Annotated in this window: 18 protein-coding genes and 1 tRNA gene; 15 read left to right on the top strand and 4 right to left on the bottom strand. The window is 37.4% G+C overall.

Features of this window, described 5'->3' with window-relative positions:
* Nucleotides 1–2: 2 nt before the first annotated feature.
* Both ACFINR_RS05260 and ACFINR_RS05255 read right to left on the bottom strand, forming a co-directional pair.
* On the bottom strand, nt 3–923 hold the full coding sequence (locus ACFINR_RS05260; RefSeq protein ID WP_375632509.1) for a sulfite exporter TauE/SafE family protein: 921 nt from the start codon (nt 921–923) through the stop codon (nt 3–5).
* A gap of 178 nt (nt 924–1101) precedes the next feature.
* Entirely contained in the window at nt 1102–1920 is an 819-nt protein-coding gene (locus ACFINR_RS05255) for a hypothetical protein (protein ID WP_375652928.1), read from the bottom strand.
* Nucleotides 1921–2433: 513 nt separating this feature from the next.
* Between ACFINR_RS05255 and ACFINR_RS05250 the strand changes: the two genes are divergently transcribed.
* From ACFINR_RS05250 to ACFINR_RS05220, 7 genes are all read left to right on the top strand, one after another.
* Nucleotides 2434–3180 carry an electron transfer flavoprotein subunit beta/FixA family protein gene (locus ACFINR_RS05250; protein ID WP_375652924.1) on the top strand — a complete coding sequence of 249 codons (747 nt, stop codon included), beginning with the start codon at nt 2434–2436 and terminating at the stop codon, nt 3178–3180.
* 51 nt (nt 3181–3231) lie between these two features.
* Nucleotides 3232–4152, top strand: coding sequence for an electron transfer flavoprotein subunit alpha/FixB family protein (locus ACFINR_RS05245; protein ID WP_375632511.1), 921 nt, complete (start codon nt 3232–3234; stop codon nt 4150–4152).
* Between the two features lie 3 nt (nt 4153–4155).
* Nucleotides 4156–5820 (top strand): 4Fe-4S dicluster domain-containing protein, encoded by a 1665-nt coding sequence (locus tag ACFINR_RS05240; protein WP_375652920.1) that lies wholly within the window; start codon nt 4156–4158, stop codon nt 5818–5820.
* Nucleotides 5821–7873: 2053 nt separating this feature from the next.
* Nucleotides 7874–8761: a 16S rRNA (cytidine(1402)-2'-O)-methyltransferase gene (rsmI, locus tag ACFINR_RS05235; RefSeq protein ID WP_273790716.1), complete on the top strand. Its 888-nt coding sequence runs from the start codon at nt 7874–7876 to the stop codon at nt 8759–8761.
* 4 nt (nt 8762–8765) lie between these two features.
* Nucleotides 8766–9134 (top strand): YraN family protein, encoded by a 369-nt coding sequence (locus ACFINR_RS05230; RefSeq protein ID WP_375613510.1) that lies wholly within the window; start codon nt 8766–8768, stop codon nt 9132–9134.
* Nucleotides 9135–9236: 102 nt separating this feature from the next.
* On the top strand, nt 9237–9482 hold the full coding sequence (locus tag ACFINR_RS05225; RefSeq protein ID WP_375612261.1) for a hypothetical protein: 246 nt from the start codon (nt 9237–9239) through the stop codon (nt 9480–9482).
* A 56-nt stretch (nt 9483–9538) separates the two neighbouring features.
* Nucleotides 9539–10333: a pyrroline-5-carboxylate reductase gene (locus ACFINR_RS05220; protein WP_375652914.1), complete on the top strand. Its 795-nt coding sequence runs from the start codon at nt 9539–9541 to the stop codon at nt 10331–10333.
* Nucleotides 10334–10643: 310 nt separating this feature from the next.
* Here the strand turns inward: ACFINR_RS05220 and ACFINR_RS05215 are convergent, their stop codons facing one another.
* Nucleotides 10644–11705, bottom strand: coding sequence for an Mrp/NBP35 family ATP-binding protein (locus ACFINR_RS05215; protein ID WP_375632515.1), 1062 nt, complete (start codon nt 11703–11705; stop codon nt 10644–10646).
* Nucleotides 11706–12309: 604 nt separating this feature from the next.
* Between ACFINR_RS05215 and rpmH the strand changes: the two genes are divergently transcribed.
* The 8 genes from rpmH to ACFINR_RS05175 all read left to right on the top strand — a co-directional run bounded on the left by rpmH (nt 12310) and on the right by ACFINR_RS05175 (nt 19140).
* Complete coding sequence (rpmH, locus tag ACFINR_RS05210; RefSeq protein ID WP_005864709.1) at nt 12310–12444, top strand: 50S ribosomal protein L34; 135 nt, start codon at nt 12310–12312, stop codon at nt 12442–12444.
* A 117-nt stretch (nt 12445–12561) separates the two neighbouring features.
* Nucleotides 12562–12954: a ribonuclease P protein component gene (gene rnpA / locus ACFINR_RS05205; protein WP_375612257.1), complete on the top strand. Its 393-nt coding sequence runs from the start codon at nt 12562–12564 to the stop codon at nt 12952–12954.
* Complete coding sequence (gene yidC, locus ACFINR_RS05200) at nt 12944–14782, top strand: membrane protein insertase YidC (protein ID WP_375652909.1); 1839 nt, start codon at nt 12944–12946, stop codon at nt 14780–14782. The genes rnpA and yidC overlap by 11 nt, the downstream gene beginning before the upstream one ends.
* Nucleotides 14779–15423 (top strand): ribosome biogenesis GTP-binding protein YihA/YsxC, encoded by a 645-nt coding sequence (gene yihA, locus ACFINR_RS05195; RefSeq protein WP_375652905.1) that lies wholly within the window; start codon nt 14779–14781, stop codon nt 15421–15423. The genes yidC and yihA overlap by 4 nt, the downstream gene beginning before the upstream one ends.
* A gap of 139 nt (nt 15424–15562) precedes the next feature.
* Entirely contained in the window at nt 15563–16255 is a 693-nt protein-coding gene (locus tag ACFINR_RS05190; protein WP_375612254.1) for a glutathione S-transferase family protein, read from the top strand.
* 1224 nt (nt 16256–17479) lie between these two features.
* Complete coding sequence (gene dapB / locus ACFINR_RS05185) at nt 17480–18292, top strand: 4-hydroxy-tetrahydrodipicolinate reductase (protein ID WP_375621625.1); 813 nt, start codon at nt 17480–17482, stop codon at nt 18290–18292.
* 28 nt (nt 18293–18320) lie between these two features.
* Nucleotides 18321–18941 (top strand): 2,3-bisphosphoglycerate-dependent phosphoglycerate mutase, encoded by a 621-nt coding sequence (locus tag ACFINR_RS05180; RefSeq protein WP_375652901.1) that lies wholly within the window; start codon nt 18321–18323, stop codon nt 18939–18941.
* A gap of 114 nt (nt 18942–19055) precedes the next feature.
* Nucleotides 19056–19140: transfer RNA gene (locus tag ACFINR_RS05175), tRNA-Leu, on the top strand.
* Nucleotides 19141–19242: 102 nt separating this feature from the next.
* Here ACFINR_RS05175 and ACFINR_RS05170 read toward each other — a convergent pair.
* Nucleotides 19243–20028, bottom strand: coding sequence for a DNA adenine methylase (locus ACFINR_RS05170; RefSeq protein WP_375652897.1), 786 nt, complete (start codon nt 20026–20028; stop codon nt 19243–19245).
* Nucleotides 20029–20229 lie beyond the last annotated feature (201 nt).

Genomic DNA, 20229 nt, shown 5'->3' with positions numbered 1-20229 from the left:
TTTTATCTCATAAGAATATCCAGAGAGAAAAGATTATCAGGGCGTATAAATAATTGAAAAGCAAGACGCATACACACAATCAACACTAAAAATGCAAGTGCCATACGCAATTGTTCAGCCTTTAACTTCCGTCCAACCCGTGTTCCATATTGCGCACCAATACTTCCTCCAAGCATTAACAAAAAAGCCAAGACAATATCAACGGACTGATTAGTCATACTTTGCAAAACTGTCGTGAAAGAAGACACAAATGTAATCTGAAAAAGTGAAGTCCCAATCACCACACTGGTTGGAACACGCAGAAGATAAATCAATGCTGGTATCATAAAGAACCCCCCACCAATTCCCATAATAGAAGACAACAACCCCACAATGAGACCAATCCCTAAAACTGGAATAATGCTAACATATATCCTAGATGTCCGAAAACGCATTTTTAAGGGTAAGCGATGAATCCAATTATGTCGACCAGCAAGACGAATATTGGCTTTTCCTGCCTTACGCTTGCGCATCATATCATACCAACTTTCAACGATCATCAAGCTTCCTACACTTCCAAGAAGAATCACATAAAGAAGCGAAATCATTAAGTCTAATTGACCTAACTTTTTCAAAACAGAGAAAACCTGAATCCCGATTAAAGAACCAATCCCTCCTCCAATCGCCAAAAGAATACCAAGTTTAATATCGAGCGTACGTCTTCTAAAATGTGTAATTGCTCCTGTTACAGATGAAGCAATCATCTGGTTAGCACCTGTTCCAACAGCAATAGCAGGAGGAATATTATAAAAAATCAATAACGGCGTGATGAGAAACCCACCACCGATTCCAAAAAGTCCTGAAAAAAAACCAGCAACGACTCCCATACCAATCAAGATCAGCATATTGAGTGACATTTCAGCAATTGGTAAATAAATACTCACTTACAGAACCTTCAAGATAATTTGAGGTTTTTTTACAATTAGAGAATCCTTCTCCAATTATCCTCTTTTCCAATAATCTCTGTTGCGTGTTTAAAAGGATAATTTTAGTTGCTATAGCTTCCGCACAAACATGAATGCGCAATACATTTCACATCTATTAACATCAACATCATAAAAATTAAAAAAAACGAGCTCCTTTTAAAAAGCTATAAAAACATAACGTTATCGCTACCACAAATGCAACGGTTAAAAAACAAAGAACACCTTTTTTTACCAAATAAGATAAAAACGAGACATGTTCCCGAGACTGCGTCCTTAAAGAAGAAAAATCATTCTCAATGCAATGATTAGATGCCTGAGCACCCATCATACCTTTTTCTTCTATCACAGCATGCTTCACTACTCCCTCAACCTTTTTAAAAGAAGATTTCAGAGCATCACTGGGCAAAGGGCTTCTATTTTCTTGCTGCAACGTATTTTCAACATTTGTTTGGAGTGAAATTATGCTGTTTTCTTTCGAAAAATTTCGCACCTTTTGAAGTAATAAGTGTTCTTGATTTCCCTCACATTCCATGTGAGCAAGTTTTTGTACAACAGAATCAGGTGATTTTGAACGAGACACCCGTCGTGTTACCGCTGCTTCTTCTAAGCTTTTTTTTTCACTCTGCAAACTTTGAACAATTGTTTTAATCTGCTCTAAAGACTGGAAAAGCTTTTTTTCTCTTTGACGACGTATATAATGTTCAGCCAAAATGGCCCGACTAATATCATCTAAGTAAGATTTAAAATGCTCTTCTACCGAATTCTGCTGCATTAAAGAACGAGGCGAATGCTTCATTTGCATTTGCGCATAAACGGTGCGTAATTTTTGAGCAATATCCGACATCGTTACTTCTACAGAAGTATCCATTCTCTCTTTCTGTTCAACAAAAGAAAAGACTTTATCGTTCCTAACCTGTTTGGTCGCCTGGTCGATCGTATGACCCTTCGTATTCACAAACGCCTACCCCTCATTAACCTTTTTGAAAAGAATCGCAACAAATGATGAGAAAGTGTGCTCTATTTTAGTAAATAGAGCTTTAAGAACTTCCAAAAACTTTTTTGTTAGAAATATTTTCCCCAATCTTTATCTAAAATATTTGAAAGAAAGATCTTTAATTTTTCTGTCTTCAAGATTTGAAGAGCAAAATCATTCCCCCATTTTTATCTTTTTCACTTAATTTTTCATTGCATAAAGGACCTATTGCACCATCATAAACAAAGCATAAGAAACTAAAAAAGAATATTCTCACAAGACAGTTTGATTTTTTTACTTTTTATTCAAGCAAATAAGGCAATTATGGCAATGCAAAAATATGAAGATTGAAAATGACGACGAGAAAGTACAAGTAAACATAAAAAAGCTTATACGAAAGAGAACACAAGTTATAAATTGAGACTTCATTCTAAACAATTTGGTTTCTTATGAGTATTGCTATAAACTTGTAACATACAAACAAAGAGGATCATTATGAAGATAATTGTCGCTGTCAAACGTGTTGTTGATTATAACATCAAGATACGCGTCAAACCGGATAATACAGGCGTTGATCTGTCTCACGTAAAAATGTCTATGAATCCTTTTGATGAGATAGCCGTGGAGGAGGCCGTTCGCCAAAAAGAATCCGGTAAAATTTCAGAAGTTCTTCTTGTTTCAATTGGCCCAGAAGCAGCTCAAGAAACTCTACGAACAGGACTTGCAATGGGAGCTGATCGCGCACTTCTTGTCACAACGGATCAAACACTTGAACCCTTAGCAACTGCTAAGATTCTCAAAACCATTGTTGATGAAGAAAAACCCGACATGGTCTTTTTAGGAAAACAAGCCATTGATGACGATAGCAACCAAACAGGACAAATGCTCGCTGCTCTTCTTGGGTGGGGACAAGCAACTTTTGCCTCACATCTTAACATAGAAAATGGGCATGCTACAGTTACTCGTGAAGTTGATAATGGAACACAAACCCTTTGTCTTCCCCTTCCCATGGTTATGACCGCCGATCTACGGCTCAATGAACCGCGTTACACCTCTCTCCCCAATATCATGAAAGCAAAAAAGAAAATCATTGAACAAAAATCTCTTACTGATCTTGGCGTCGATACGAAAGCACGCTTAACAATTTTAAGCGTTGAAGAGCCAAAACCCCGTCAATCCGGTATAAAAGTGGCAAATGTAGTAGAACTTGTCAGAGCCTTAAAACAGAAGAACTGCATTTAATATTCTCACCACTAGAGTAAAAGCAACACTCACATAAAAGGGCAAAAACTTATGGCAATTCTTTTATTGGCCGATCATAATACAGAAGAAACAGCAAAAGCACTCACCGCTGCACGCGTACTCAGTAATGATATCGATATTCTGGTTTGCGGAGAAAAAATTCAAACGATAGCGGAAAATAGTGCTAAACTTAATGGTGTGCGGAAAGTTCTTATTGCAAAAGCAGACTATTTAGCCCATCAACTTGCCGAGCCTATGTCAGATACAATTCTCATGTTAGCAAAGGATTATGATGTGATCATGGCAGCATCCAGCAGTACTGGGAAAAATGTGATGCCGCGCGTAGCAGCTCTTCTTGATCTTATGCAAATTTCAGATATTACCGCCATTCTTTCACCCAATACCTTCAAACGACCAATTTATGCAGGCAATGCATTTGAAACTGTACGCACCAATGATTATAAAAAGATTATAACAGTTCGCACCGCTTCTTTCACCCCAACACCTTCCCAAAATAATTCTGCTCCCATTAAAACAATAACACCAGCTCCCAATCCAAATCTTTCTTCTTTCGTAAAAGCAGAGACAAACAAAAGTGATCGTCCTGAGCTCACCTCAGCACGTGTTATTATATCAGGCGGGCGTGGTCTTGGTTCTCAAGAGAAATTTATGGCCCTGCTTCTTCCTCTTGCAAACAAATTAAATGCTGCTTTAGGTGCCAGCCGCGCAGCAGTGGATGCAGGCTATGCTCCCAATGATTGGCAAATTGGACAAACAGGAAAAGTCGTTGCCCCTGAACTCTATATCGCCGTTGGCATTTCCGGTGCAATCCAGCATGTAGCCGGTATAATGGATGCACAAATTATTGTTGCCATTAATAAAGATGAAGAAGCTCCCATCATGCAAATTGCCGATTACACCCTTGTAGGTGATCTCCACCAAATTATTCCAGAATTGGAGAAAGCTTTATAAGCCATGAAAGCACCTCTGCATGACCAACGTGAAAGTATGGAGTTTGACATAGTCATTGTCGGAGCAGGACCTGCAGGGCTTTCTGCCGCAATTCGTTTTAAACAAATTAATCCTGAGCTTTCTGTCACAATTGTTGAAAAAGGAACCGAAGTTGGTGCACATATTCTCTCTGGCGCAGTTGTTGACCCCATTGGTATCGATACACTCTTACCAGAATGGCGAAATGATAACGACCATCCCTTCACAACCCCTGTCACACAGGACCAATTTTTTTTTCTAAAGCCTCAAAAGTCCACAGTATTTCCCAATATTTTGCACCCTAAAATCTTATCAAATAACGGATGTTATATCGTTTCGCTTGGGAGCGTCTGCCGCTGGCTAAGCAAAAAAGCTGAAGCGTTGGGTGTTGAAATCTATCCTGGTTTTGCAGCAACAGAACCCATCATCCAAAAAGATAACGGAGCTATTATTGGTGTTCTCACCGGAGATATGGGGCTTAACAAAGATGGAACCCCTGGAAAAAATTATATGCCTGGTATGGCTTTATTGGCAAAATATACTCTGATTGCGGAAGGAGCACGCGGCTCAATTGCAAAACAACTGATACAACATTTCAACCTTAGCAAAAACCGTGAACCACAAAAATTTGGTCTTGGTCTCAAAGAGCTCTGGGAAATTGATCCCAACAAACACCAACGCGGTTTAGTACAACATTTCACGGGTTGGCCCTTAGACAATAATACCGGTGGCGGTGGCTTTATTTATCACCAAGAAAACAATATCATTTCTGTCGGTTTTGTTGTGCACTTAGATTACAAAAATCCTTATCTTTCTCCCTTTGAAGAATTTCAACGTTTTAAAACACATCCAAAACTCTATAAAATCTTTAAAGGCGCAAAACGTCTTTCCTATGGTGCACGTGTTATCAGCGAAGGAGGTTGGCAATCTGTACCAAAACTCACCTTTCCTGGTGGAGCGCTTATTGGCTGCTCTGCTGGATTTGTCAATGTTCCTCGTATCAAAGGATCACACAATGCCATCTTATCTGGCATATTAGCTGCCGATAAAATCGCTACCGCTCTTGCACAAGGACGTGCCCATGATGAGGTTAAAGAAATCGAAGAACAGTGGCGAAAAGGGCTCATTGGCAAAGATCTTTATAAAGTGCGAAATGCCAAACCGCTCTGGGCAAAATATGGGACAAAATATGGAATTAAACTTGCTGGTTTTGATATGTGGTGGCAACAACTGTTCGGATTTTCCTTATTTAAAACACTCTCCCACGGAAAGGAAGATTATGCATGCCTTGAACCAGCAGAAAAATTTCAACCCATTTCTTACCCAAAACCAGATGGCGTTATAACCTTTGATCGCCTTTCAAGTGTTGCCCTTTCCAATACGCACCATGAAGAAAATCAACCTTGCCATTTAAAAATCGCCTCATTAAAAAAACAAAAAGACTCTGAGTATGCAATCTATGGAGGACCCTCTACACGCTATTGTCCCGCCGCTGTCTACGAGTGGCTAGAAGATAATGATCATCTGGCTTATATGATCAGCGCTTCAAATTGCATACATTGTAAAACATGCGATATCAAAGACCCAAACCAAAATATCACTTGGATCTGTCCGCAAGGCAATGAGGGCCCCTTCTATCCCAATATGTAATTCCCCAATGTATAATCATTGTTCATTTTCCTAAAATTGAAATATACAAAACGCAATGGATAAAAATATTTCCCTCAGATCAGAAATCTATCAATCACCTTCCTGCATACGTTCTTTCACAATGTAAAAAGAACTCTATTCTCATATAAAATACTCTCTTCACCGCATGAATTTTTTCAATAGAAAAACATAACATATTTTTATCAAAATTTTTTTATTTAAATGACAAAACAATAATAAATATATTCTTGACAATTCTGCGATAAAGGAACAGCCGCGGTTCTCGAAAACCTGAAGGAAAATAAGCCCGTTCTACTTTACCCCCCTCTCCCATATGATCCAAAATGCTTTTAGCCCTCTCATAAGAAACATCAGTCGTTTTAACTAGCCAAGAGCAAAACCTACGGAGGTACAATTCAAGTTTATTTTTTCTCCTACACTTGCCAAGTAATGCTCACTCAAGAAAAACCACGAATGAATGTAGAAAAAACATTGTGAGATAAAGAGATAAAGAGCATGCTTGTTCAAGCCCTTTATAATGTTTCTACTGATAATGACACGAAAAAATCTTTAATCTCACATTAACCTTTTATTTTTGCATTAAAGATAATCGCCTTGCATCTAACCTTTACCAATATACTGCAATGAATGTGTACAAATACCGTAAAAATAAGCAGATGCCAAGCCATGGAGACTATCGCTATTAGCAAAACACCTGATAAAAAACAAAATAGCTTTCATGACCACTCTATGACGCGTTTTATAGAGTTGTTTTTTTATAAAGCTTGTGCTTTCGCTATTGCTTGTGAATCAACATCCAAATTAAACACAAGTGGTATATTTAAAAGAAAGATTAAGGTGAATGAAAGCTCTGCACGCCGTTCCAGCTTTTGTAGCTAGAGCAAAAATATTGCATATTCTATTTGAGTAATCTCTGAAACGAAAATACAGCTTCATTTAGCAAGAACATCAAATCTGAAAGGAAAAAACTGTTTTCCTCTTTACTATCATCTGTCCATTCGGTTTTAAAACTTTCAAAAGCATCACAATATCCTCTAAAAAGAAGAGATAACGTATTGTCCCCGCTTTTATTACTTACGTTTTTTTATGGGAGGATATCCTTCAGAAAAAATAAGGTATCCAAAATTAAAGCAGACTTGTGTTGTTCAGTCATGGGCTTGTTTTTAAGAGATAGCTCTCATATCAAACAATAATTTTGCGACACTATCCGAAAAAGGTATAACGCAATCCTGTGAACGAACAGTTCCATATTTATGAAATAAAAAGTACAAGCTAACAGCATTATTTTCTCTGCGATCTCCAATGAGGCGATAATCTTTGTTTTAAGGAGGTTTCAAGATGCACAAAAATGATTTTGATTAATTGACTATAAGAAGAGCTGAGATAATGTTACGATATTTAAAGCTCCTAATTAATAGGCAAAATAATAAATTTTCCATTATAAATCAAATCTTTAAGATAAAATTTAGCCTTAAACTTTTCTAAGGTACTCATTATACTGTTAAAGCTGTAGAGAATATGAAAAAATAAAGTATTTTGCTGATAAGAGCTTATATTTGATCAATAACAATACAGTCCGCTGCCAGTTAACTGTATGTGTTTCAAAAGGGGCTGTTTACATTTGCTCAGAAAAACAGTTTGGATATCAATAGAATATTTGAAAAATCGGCGTTATGGAAATAATCTAAAAAGCTTAGCTTTTCAAAGAGCACAAAGAAGCATGAGATTATAACATGAGTAAAGTTGTTTTTTGGTTCTCGAAGGAAAAACTTTATAGAAAATCATGGGGCTGATAGAATATTGGTTACATTTGGAATTTGTTTTACTGGAAAAAATAACGCGGATCAAAATAGATAATAATGTTAAATTAAGACGTTAAATATGAAATTATCTTATTGTAGTGTAATCGATTATTCGAGTAAGGTAAGCCTTTGTAATGATAAAAAATGTGCTGGTAAAAAATAAGCCAAAATGGCTTATGAGTATGGATAAAAATCTTGTGGTGAGGAGAATTTAATGAAAAGAAAAGAGCATGTGTGAAAAAGCATATTTTATAGGTGCGCATGCTTATTCTGCACCCGTTATAGAATCAGGGCTTTATCTTGTGGCAACACCTATCGGAAATCTTGCAGATATTACGCTTCGTGCTTTGCAAGTGCTTGCAGGAATTGATATTTTAGCGTGTGAGGATACGCGAGTAACACGTGTTTTGTTAGAACGTTACGGTATTCAAAAAAAAACTTTTCTCTATCATGAATATAATGCGCAAAAAGCGGGTCCAAAGCTCTTAGCGGCTTTAGCAGAAAACAAAACAGTAGCACTTGTTTCAGATGCCGGAACACCACTTATTTCTGATCCCGGATTTCGATTGGTGGAAGAGGCCCGTAAAGCTGGTCATAAAATCATTCCTATTCCTGGAGCATCCGCTCTTTTAGCCGCTCTTATACCGACAGGGCTTCCTACTGATAGCTTTTTTTTTGCAGGTTTTTTGAGTGCACGAAAGCTACAACGCCGAAAACGGTTGGAACAATTAAAAGAGATTCCAGCAACTTTGATTTTTTATGAATCACCGCATCGTCTTGTTGAAACTTTACAGGATATGGTCACACTTTTTTCGGCTGATCGACCTGCTGCCATTTGTCGTGAATTAACAAAAAAGTTTGAAACAGTAGATGTTTCCAATTTGGGGAACTTGTTGGAAAATTACAGAAAACAAGCACATATTCGTGGGGAAATTGTTGTAGTTGTAGGAGAATCATCTTCTTCTTTAAATGTGATAAGTGATCAAGAAATTGATGAAATGCTACTAGAACGCGCACGGACATATTCTGCTGCTCAAGCGGCAGCTTTTGTTGCAAAAAAAACCGGTTTAAAAAAGCAGGAACTTTTTCAGCGATTAATCTTTTTAAAAAATGCATAAAATGATGCAAAAAAAACGCAGACAAAAGTCTTTTTATCGAGGGGTACGTGCAGAAAAATTGGCAGCTTTGTGGCTACGTTGCAAAGGGTTTCACATTGCCGAAAGGCGTTTTAAAACAAAATGTGGAGAAATTGATTTAATTGCACGACGCGGAAATCTTGTGTTAATCGTTGAAGTTAAAGCACGTTCAACGTTGGCTGAAGCAATGGAAGCGGTTTCCCGAATGAATGAAAAGCGAATTGAGGCAGCTGCCGATATTTGGCTCGCACGGCAAAAAGATTATGCCCTTTTGTCTGTACGCTTTGATTTAATTGCAATTTTACCTTGGCGTTGGCCACAGCATATCCCTGCATTTTTTACATCTGATCAATAAACGGCACCCCCCGTTTTAACCATATTCAATAAAAAACATTTCGTTTTTATGTGCATATGCGTTAAAAAGTGTGTAATAATTGAGCGCTATAAGGAGCGAAATATGGATGATTATGAAAAGTTTGCAACAGGTTTGCTCATCATTTTTGGAGCGCTAATTATTGGTGGTTTAATGGCAATGCATATTGTGCTTATGAATAAACCAGGTTTTTTATTTGCATTAGCCGCAGCTGTTGTTGGTTGGTTTTCTGCTTTTGCCGTTCTCTTTGACAAGCCCAAAATCTATTTGGTTTTGATTATTCTTGCTATGTTATGTGTTGCTTCTTCAATTAGCGTTTATGTTAGTTAAAACACCTGAGATGTTGATTGAAATTCCTTTTAAAATATGAAACTGAGAAATAGATAATGAGACTTGGCTTTTTGGGAACGGGTACAATCAGTGCTTCAATGGTGAATGGCTTAATGACAAGCAACTTTGATGTTTCTTCCATTATTGTTTCGCCTCGCAATGCACAAACAGCAAAGCGCCTTTCACGCACTTATGATAAAGTTATGATTGCTGAAAATAACCAAGCGTTGCTCGATGTTAGTGATTGTGTTTTTCTTTGCTTGCCCAATCAAATTGCAGAAGACGTTTTGCGCTCTCTTTGTTTTCGTCCAGAACAGCTGGTTATTTCCGTACTTGCTATGGCAAAAGCAGCAGAAATAGAAGAGTGGATTAATCATAAAGTTTATCGTGCTGTTCCATTACCTTTTGTTGCAGAATGCAAAAATTTGACACCAATCTATCCCAATCATCCCTTTTTGCGCACTTTATTTGATGCATTGGGGGGCACATTGGTGCTGGATAAGGAAGAGCAGTTTAATCTTTTTATGACAGCTGGTTCACTTATGGGAGTATATTTTAATTTTATAAAAACTGCCCATCAATGGTTTATAACACAAGGGTTAAAAAAACAACAATCAGCAGAATTCCTTACCATGATGTTTGGAAATCTTACAGATGAAATGCGTAAAACTATAGCAACGGATCGTTCTGTATCTCTCGATTTTGCACTGCTTGAAAAAGAGTTTTCAACAAAGGGTGGAACAAATGAATTTTTGTCAAATTACTTTTCTCAACAAGGGGGAAAGAATGCTTTAACAATGGCTCTTGAAGCTACTTTGCAAAAAATGAATGCTTCTAAAAAGAAATGTTGAGATTTATATCAAGAAAACTCGTATCAAAAAATGATTTTTAAAATATTTTTTACAACCTTTTACAATTTTTCTAAAATATTTTTATTTTCGGTCTTCTTCTTTTAGCCTCAAGTCCAATATTTTTTCTACCTCACAGCTCTAGCTCTTCAATTTTGTTCCCCTTCAGGTTATCCAAACGCATGAATAATTTTTTGTTTATTTAACCTATATACTCCATTCACACATTAAAACTTCCTCTTACAAAGAAGCGACTATTTTTATGTCTTTCATGATTGTGTTTTAATAAACTCTCTTAAACACCCCCCCCCATTCAAAAGAGTTGATTTTTTATTTGATCAACAATTTTACGATATAGTTTAGCATGCTCTTCACTAGGCTTAGCAACAAAAATAGGGATTCCCTCATCTGAAGAAAATCGTAAAGCTGCATCAAGCGGTATTTCCGCTAAGAAAGGGACTTCTCGACGTTCCGCTTCTGCCCGTGCACCACCATAGCCAAAAATATCATAGCGTTTTCCCGTATCAGGAGCGATAAAATAACTCATATTCTCAATGAGTCCTAAAATAGGAACATTAACTTTCATGAACATTTCTATTGCTTTACGTGCATCCACTAAAGCAAGATCTTGGGGCGTAGAGACAACCAACGCACCTGTTAATTGTACCTGTTGGGCAAGCGTTAATTGTGCATCCCCTGTACCGGGCGGCATATCAACGACTAAAACGTCCAGAGGGCCCCATACAACATCTCGTAACAATTGCGTTACAGCTGCCATAACCATAGGACCACGCCATACTACCGGCTTTTCTTCCTCAACCAAAAATCCCATCGACATCAATTTAAGTCCAAATTTTTCAAGAGGTTGAATCTTTTTTTCTCCAATAAGCTGTGGTTTTTGATTAACAAGTCCTGTCAAACGTGGCAACGAAGGACCATAAATATCAGCATCCATCACCCCCGTCTTGAAACCAGAATCTTGTAAAGCTAAGGCGATATTTATTGCCATCGTAGATTTTCCGACCCCTCCTTTTCCAGAAGCAACAGCAATCACATGCCGCACACCTTCTATGGGCATTTTGATCGGTAAGAGATTTGCTCTTCGACTAGGTGCTGTCTTTGTTATTTTTTCTGCTGTAAGTGTAACAACAGCAGATTTCACTCCCTCCAAAGCACATACCACCTTTTCAGCAGAACGACGCAATGATTCCCATTTTTGCACACCTCCATCAGGAACTGTAATGGAAAAGAAAACCTTACCATCAGCAATCAATATTTCTGAAAGAAGACCCAACGACACAATATCTCTTTCAAGATCTGGTCCTTTGATTGTACGTAATACGTTGCGGACAGCCTCACTTGTGATAAGATCCATGTTCTTTCCTCTCTATAAAAATACCAGCAAATATAAGCATAAGAACGAAAAATACTTACAAGGTTCATCACCTGATAATTTTGTTCATCACTTGATAATTTTCTACTTTACTCAGCATTATAAAGTATACATCTCTTATCTCTTTAAAAATATGAAACCATCCTTAAAATAAAGAAGCTCAAACATAAAATCTGCTATAAAATCCTATCAATCACGTTTGTGCTACAACCACTTTAATGAATATTCTGATAAAAATTTTGTAAAAACAAAAACTGAAAAAAACTCTTAATCTTAAAGGATATTTTAAATTGAGCATACAGTAATCAGTCACACCTTCTTTAATTCTTTAAGGCCCTAGCTATTTATGTTCTGTAGATTCAATCGTTATTTTCTAACACTCCTACAGTATTGTAAAAAAGCGTTACAGATAGTTATAAGGTGTTTTGTATTCTTTCAAGAGAGAGAAAAACAATCTAAGATTGACTTTTTTTATATTTTTCCTTATGGGTTAACAGCCGTATGATAGGATAAAATTGTTTATCTCGCGCATAACTACTCATAAAACGAAAATTAAGAAGGGCCGCACTCCGCGGTATTTAAATAAATGAAACGTACTTACCAACCCTCTAAACTTGTCCGTAAACGCCGCCATGGGTTTCGTGCACGCATGGCCACAGCTGGAGGACGTAAAGTTATTGCTGCAAGACGTGCTCGTGGACGTAAGCGGCTTTCTGCTTAACCATTTAAATTTTCACAACCGTTGAGGATTGCTCATCGTTTCTTCGTTGTGAAACTTTTATTATGAACCTATAATGTCTGCTTGCAGGCATTTAATGAAATTGCGAAATATTCTTTTATGAAGAAAAAACATCCCTGCCGTATTCGCAAAAGAGCAGACTTTTTAGCTGTCCGTACAGGAGAAAAACGACGTGGTCCTTTATTTTTGCTCGAAGTTAAATCTCGTGAACAAACAACAGAAAGAAAAGATTCTCTTTTTGCACGTGTAGGCTTCACTGTTACCCGTAAAAACGGTAATGCTGTGAAACGTAATCGTATTAAAAGGCGCTTGCGTGAGGCCGTGAGAGTTGGTGTAACAAACCACATGGAAGCAGGAACAGACTATGTCATTGTAGCGTACCGTGATGTGTTACATGCACCTTTTACATCCTTGATTAGTGAATTAAATCGGCGAATAAAACCAAAAATAAAACATCAGCAACAACAACAAGGGTGTACGGATGGAATATAACCGCAATTTCTTTATCGCTATTGGCTTATCTTTCGTAGTGCTCATCGCATGGCAATTTCTTCATGTTGCTCCCAAACAAGCAAAGTTACAAAAACAACAAGTCGTCACACAGCAATTGTCAAAACAACAATCAGCCCTTTCTACTACCACAACGGATTTTTCTGACGATACCTCAACGTATCAAGCTACATCTATCATCGAACAGCCCATGACACCTGAAATCCGGAAAGCTGTATTGGACAAAACAGAACGTATTGCGATCAAAACCAATGAACTGGAAGGCTCTATTAATCTTGTTGGTGCACAATTTGATGATCTTCACCTCAAAAAATATCGTTTAACAGTCGATAAAAAATCACCGGAAATCGATTTGCTAAATCCTAAAGGTTTCAAAACGACCTACCTTGCTGAATTTGGTTTTGCAAGTGCGTCTTTGCCAGCAAAAGCCTTGCCACAATCGGATACAAAATGGCAAATAGAGGGAAACAATACAATCCTGACTCCTTCAACACCCATCACTTTAATTTATAATAATGGACAGGGACAAATCTTCCGGCGGACCCTTTCTGTTGATAATCATTTCATGTTTACCATTGAGGATTCTATCAGCAATGAAAGTGATCAACCAATACATCTCTCGTCCTATGCTCGCGTTGCACGTGCTGCACCACCAGAACATACAAATGCAACCTATTTACTTCATGAAGGTATGATAGGTATTGCTGGAGATTCGCTCAAAACTGAAAAATATAAAACCTTAGCAGAGCTTGACCCAAATCCTGATAATGGGCAAAAGAGCGTGACTTTTTCCAAAGTAACAGGAGGTTGGATTGGTATTACCGATAAATATTGGGCTGTAGCAGTTATTCCCCCGCAAAATAAAGAATATACAAGCCGTTTTATTTATTTTGATCGTTTGCAAACACATTATCAGTCTGACTTGCTAGGGTCGCTTTTAACGATTGCCCCAAATGAAACAAAAACTGTTACAAATCGTCTTTTTGCTGGTGCAAAACAAGTTGAAATTATTAATAATTATCAAAATGACCTAAAAATCAAAAAGTTTGCTCTTTTAATTGATTGGGGCTGGTTTGATTTCATCACCAAACCAATGTTTTCCCTCATTGATATTCTTTATAAACAAACAGGGAATTTTGGTATCGCCATCCTTCTTGTCACAGTGCTCTTAAAAACTCTTCTTTTCCCTCTAGCCAATAAATCTTATAAATCTATGGCACGCATGAAGCTTTTACAACCGCGGTTGCTAGAAATAAAAGAAAAGTATCCCGATGACCAAACCAAACAACAAAAGGCAATAATAGATCTATATAAAACCGAAAAAATAAATCCCCTTGCAGGCTGTTGGCCAATGTTGGTTCAATTCCCAATATTCTTTGCTCTTTATAAAGTTCTCTATATCACTATTGAAATGCGCCATGCCCCTTTCTTTGGCTGGATTAAAGATTTAGCGGCACCAGACCCAACTTCTCTTTTTAACTTGTTTGGTCTCTTGCCATATACAACGCCAACATTTCTTATGATTGGTGCATGGCCTTTGATTATGGGAATAACGATGTTTTTACAAATGCGTATGAATCCCGCTCCTCAAGACCAAACCCAAGCGATGATATTCACATGGATGCCTGTTGTCTTTACTTTTATGCTCGCCTCTTTCCCTGTTGGTCTCGTCATCTATTGGGCATGGAACAATATATTATCAATCATTCAGCAAGGTATCATGATGAAGCGCCAAGGAGTTAAAATTGAGCTTTTTGATAATCTGAAAGCCATCTGGAGAAGATCACCCAAAAAAGAAGTGCATGAATGACAAGAGATTCTTCCCTTTCTGGAATTTTTTCTCGCAATTGGATTTTTATTCGTGGTGTACCAGCAATACGCTTTCTCCCCCCCGAAGGACCACCAGAAATTGCATTTGCAGGACGTTCCAATGTTGGAAAATCATCTTTAATCAACGCACTCGTCCAACAAAAAAGCTTAGCACGTACCTCAAATACACCAGGACGGACTCAAGAGCTTAATTATTTTGTCCCCGATGGATTCAGTGGGCAACTAGGAGACCTTCCCCCTCTAGCATTAGTAGATATGCCTGGTTATGGTTTTGCTGCTGCTCCTAAAAATCTTGTTGATGCGTGGACAAATTTGATTTTTAGCTATTTACGGGGGCGCACAACGTTAAAACGTGTATATATCTTAATTGATTCACGGCACGGAATCAAAAATAATGATGAAGATGTTCTTGCTCTCCTTGATAAAGCAGCTGTTTCTTATCACATTGTTTTGACAAAAAGCGATAAAATCAAATCAAATGCCTTGGAAAAATTAATTATGAGCACACAAACAAAGCTTCTTAAACGCCCAGCAGCTTATCCTGAGCTTCTTGTAACCTCTTCAGAAAAAGCTATCGGTTTAGAAGAATTACGTGCTGCCATTTTGCAAACCATCGCATAAGAGAACAATTCCTAGTCATTAGCAATTTATTAATTATAATTACTAGCAGCTACTAATGATCTTGTACTTCTAGTCAAGCATCTTTATAAAAATGATTACTTGAAAGAATTCTCTTCAACTCTATTTGATAGTGTAAATTATGCTGACACTTTTTCACTCTCCCCTATCCTCTGCCTCGCGCTTCATACGCCTCATTCTTGGGGAATATGGTGTAACCACTCAACTGATTGAAGAATATGAATGGGCAAGAAGACACGAATTTCTAGCCCTCAATCCCGCTGGTCATGTTCCTGTTTTTCTCGATGAACACGAGGTTCCATTATCAGGTCCTCTTGTTATCTGCGAATATTTAGACGAAACACATGGAAGTTTACGACAAGAAAATAAGCTCTTTCCAGAAAATCCTTTAGATCGTGCGGAAGTACGCCGTCTCAATGACTGGTTCTTAAATAAATTCGAAAATGAAGCAACGCGCCATATCGTACGAGAACGAATCCATAAACGTGAAATGCCACTTGCCATCGGCGGTGGTGCTCCTAATTCACAAATTTTACGCAATGCACGTGCCAATATTTTACCACATATGAACTATCTCAATTGGCTCTGTGCCTCTCGCGATAGCTTAGTCGGTTCTGCCTTGTCCTATGCAGATCTAGCAGCAGCAGCTTCTATTTCTGTACTTGACTTTCTAGGGGAAATTGACTGGGAACAATCTCCTGCTGCCAAAGACTGGTATATGAGAATTAAATCACGCCCTTCTTTTCGTTCTCTTTTAACAGATCGCGTCCGCGGAATTGTTGCAAGTGCTCACTATGCAGATCTTGATTTCTAGCCTTCTCTCACAAACAAAAATAAAAGTGATATTTTATCTAAAGGATATTTATAGTTTTATGAATTTTTATGCATGCGTATAAACAATATAATAATACATTGATTTATGATCGTATTAAACAGAGAATAAAACCCATTATAATTGAATCACAAAAATCACTTTCTTATCGTGTCACAAAAAAAGATTAGCACAGGAATAAAAAATATTTAAGAAAGCATTTTAACGACTCTCTTTAAATACAAGAGCTGTAGCATCATTAGAAGCTAGGCAAATAAAATAACAATACTTAACGCATGTTATCCTCAAGTCTCCCCAATATATGAAAAAACGCATTGCATAACATATATACTATTTGCTCTATAATAAAAAAATCCTCATCATGCGTTTTTACAACATAACAATTTTTTTAACTGACTTTCCTAAAAGATGAAGAATCCGACCAACTCTCGTGTGAAAACAATCCAACTTCTTGTTAGCCCCTTGTTTTTATCCCCTTTTACGTGATTTTATTTATGGATAACATATTGATATACAATGATAAATAATCGTTTTTTTACCTTAATCATCAATTCCAAATACCTTTTTCTCATTACCTTCATCACATTTAAAACAATCAAAATCGCTTTCTTATGCGTCACAAATGGAATTGGTAAATGAAAGAATATTAAAGAAAAGAATGAAAATGCCTAAGTGCCAAGAATTATTAAAACATTAAAGGCTACAAAACGTATGATAATGCTAATTTTCTCTATTTATGAAGCATAAAGATAGTGGCGCAGAATAGATGTTATATTATTCATGGATACTCTCTCGTGATACCACTCACGAGCACTATCATAAAATAAGTTTAGAAGAATTGATAAATATTTCTTTAAGAAAAGCGCATGAATTGACAACATAGGTGTATTTTGTTTGGGAGATCTTGTTTTGCATGAAGAACGCTCCCCCCTTAAAGAACGAAAGAAACAAAAGCGTAAAGTAATACACAATCTCCTTTAGGTGTCATAAGCAAACCTTACTTAGGAATATTCATCACACACTCTAACGAAAAACATCTCTATTTAAATTTGTAGATCTTATATCACTTACTCTAAACAACAGTATTTTACAGTACAACAAGATAAATTAAAGCAGGAAAAAAATTTTCTATAAAGAAAAAGAACCATTGGAAAGAAGGCAAGAATTTGCCTATACTGCACAGTAAAGTATCATAAGGAGATAAAAATGCGCCTTACAGTTGTTGGTGCAAATGGAAGAATGGGACGTGAACTCATTACAGCAATCCAGCAGAGGAAAGATGTAGAGCTTTGTGCTGTTCTTGTACGTAAAGGCTCACCGTTTGTAGGAAAAGATGCCAGTGCATTAATTGGTTCAGATTCTCTTGGGATTAGTATCACTGACAATCCCGAAAATGCCTTTTCTAATACAGAAGGTATTTTAGATTTTTCACAACCAGAAGCCAGTATTCTTTATGCTAACTACGCTGCTCAAAAAAGCCTTGTCCATATTATTGGCACCACAGGATTTAGCAAAACAGAAGAAGAAAAAATTGCAGATTTTGCGAAATATACAACTATTGTCAAATCCGGGAATATGAGCCTTGGAATAAATCTTTTAGCCAACCTTGTAAAGAAAGCCGCTAAAGCATTAGAAGCCGATGATTTTGATATCGAAGTTTATGAAATGCATCACGCTAACAAAGTTGATGCTCCTTCTGGAACAGCCCTTCTTCTTGGCCAAGCAGCGGCTGAAGGCCGCAATGTTATGCTTAAAAATGTGTGTGTCAACGAACGCAATGGTCATATAGGTAAACGCAAAAAAGGCGCCATTGGCTTTTCCTGTTCACGTGGTGGGACAGTTGTTGGAGAACACAGTGTCATTTTTGCTGGTTCCAATGAGCGCATTGTTCTTTCACATACAGCGCAAGAACGCTCTATCTTTGCCAATGGCGCATTAAAAGCAGCTTTATGGGCACAAAATCATGAGAGCGGTCTTTATTCAATGTTCGATGTTTTGGGATTGAACGATGAATTTTAAGTAATCAATAGAATAGAGGCAATTTATAATGGGACGCATACTTACACTAATTCGTCATGGACAAAGTGAATGGAATTTCAAAAACCTTTTTACCGGTTGGAAAGATCCTGATTTAACAGAAAAAGGTCATGCCGAAGCGATAGCAGCAGGAAAAAAACTGAAAGAATATGGTTTGAAGTTTGATATCGCTTATACATCAGCCTTACAGCGTGCTCAAAAAACCGCTCAGCACATTTTAGAGCAAATGGGACAATCAGATTTAGAAGTGATAAAAAATCCCGCATTAAATGAACGTAATTATGGTGATCTTTCTGGTTTAAATAAAGATGAAGTACGCCAACAATGGGGGCAAGAGCGAGTGCAAATGTGGCGCCGCTCCTATACAATTGCACCCCCGAATGGAGAAAGCCTACGCGACACCGGTGCGCGCATCTGGCCTTATTATCTTTACCATATCCAGCCTCATATTTTGCGCTCCCAAACTGTTTTGATCGCAGCACATGGAAATTCTCTTCGTGCTCTTATTATGGCGCTTGAAGGTCTCTCCGGTGAGGAAATTATATCTCAAGAATTAGCGACCGGCATTCCTATTATTTACACATTTAATCCGGATTCAACAATTTTATCAAAGACAGTCCTCACACCTTAAACTTCTAAAATCATGATCTCTCTCAAAAGTTCAATGCTATCGTTTTAAGCTGAAAAAATAAATTCTATAATTTTATTGACAGAGTTGCTTCATGCGCTTAGATGAATTTTATAAGCCCAGATGGCGGAATTGGTAGACGCGCAGGTTTCAGGTACCTGTGCCGTAAGGCGTGGAGGTTCGAGTCCTCTTTTGGGCACCATGTTCTTTTTTATCCAAAATAATTTATTGATTTTCCATATATTTTTTACAGTGAGGGACACGTAAATAAAAGTGAGGGAATAGGATTTTGCAACACGTCTCTCTAATTATTGCGAATCAAGAGTTCTTTTCGGGGTGGTTTTTTAGCAAAACCAGAGGTCCAAAGGGTCTCTAATTCTAAAAAGTCAAAATCCTTAAAAATCTCTCGAACCGCATCACAATCATTCAGACTCAAGACAAATTTGCCTTGTATGCTTTTGAGAACTTTTGCCATACTCACAAAATCATCTTCAACAAAATTCCCAGAGCTGTAACACTTCTTCTTCACAAGATAAGGCGGGTCTAGGTAAAATAAACTGTCGGGTGCATCAAATAGCTCGATAACCCGTTCCCACGACAAATTTAAGATCGTCGTATCAAGAAGCTTCTGTCTAACACGTCTCATCCTTGATAACAGCTTTTCGGGATTAAATGCTATAGGCTTTTTCCTTCCAAAACTAAAAGAGACATAATCTTTTTTCCCATACATCACACAACGTTGGAGAAACAAAAAACGGGCGGCTCTTTCAACTTTGGAAAGGCTTTCTGGTTCAATCGCCGCAAGTTCAAAAAACAACTGTCTTGAACAAACAAACCATTCTAGTCGTTTGGCTAAATCATCAAAGTCATTTTGAACGCATTGAAACAGATTCGTGATCTCTCCATTCAAATCATTAATGACAGAATATTTTGCTGGTCTTTTATTTAGGAAAATAACACCAGAACCTAAAAATGGTTCAACATAGGTTTCATGGTCAATGCTATTTAAAATCGGTATAATTTTCTTACGCAGATAGTGTTTACCACCCATCCACGCAAACAATGTTTGTGTAAATTCTTGTTTCATCATATTTTTAAAGGAGAGATTTGATATCTAACTTTTTGTTATCCATCTTTTAAGATGTGAGAAGCTATTTTCTATGGCGTCCACAAAACGGGAAAAATCTATTACAAACATAAAGACAATAAAGGCTATCAATTTCATGATGCGTGACATCATCTTTAAGCCTTGATAGGTCTCTATCATCTCGTGAAGGAGCTGTTGTTCTGT

This window comes from Bartonella sp. AP19HLJMH (assembly GCF_042196245.1).
In the GTDB taxonomy this organism is placed as follows: Bacteria; Pseudomonadota; Alphaproteobacteria; order Rhizobiales; family Rhizobiaceae; genus Bartonella.
This window is presented reverse-complemented; position numbering and strand designations above follow the sequence as displayed.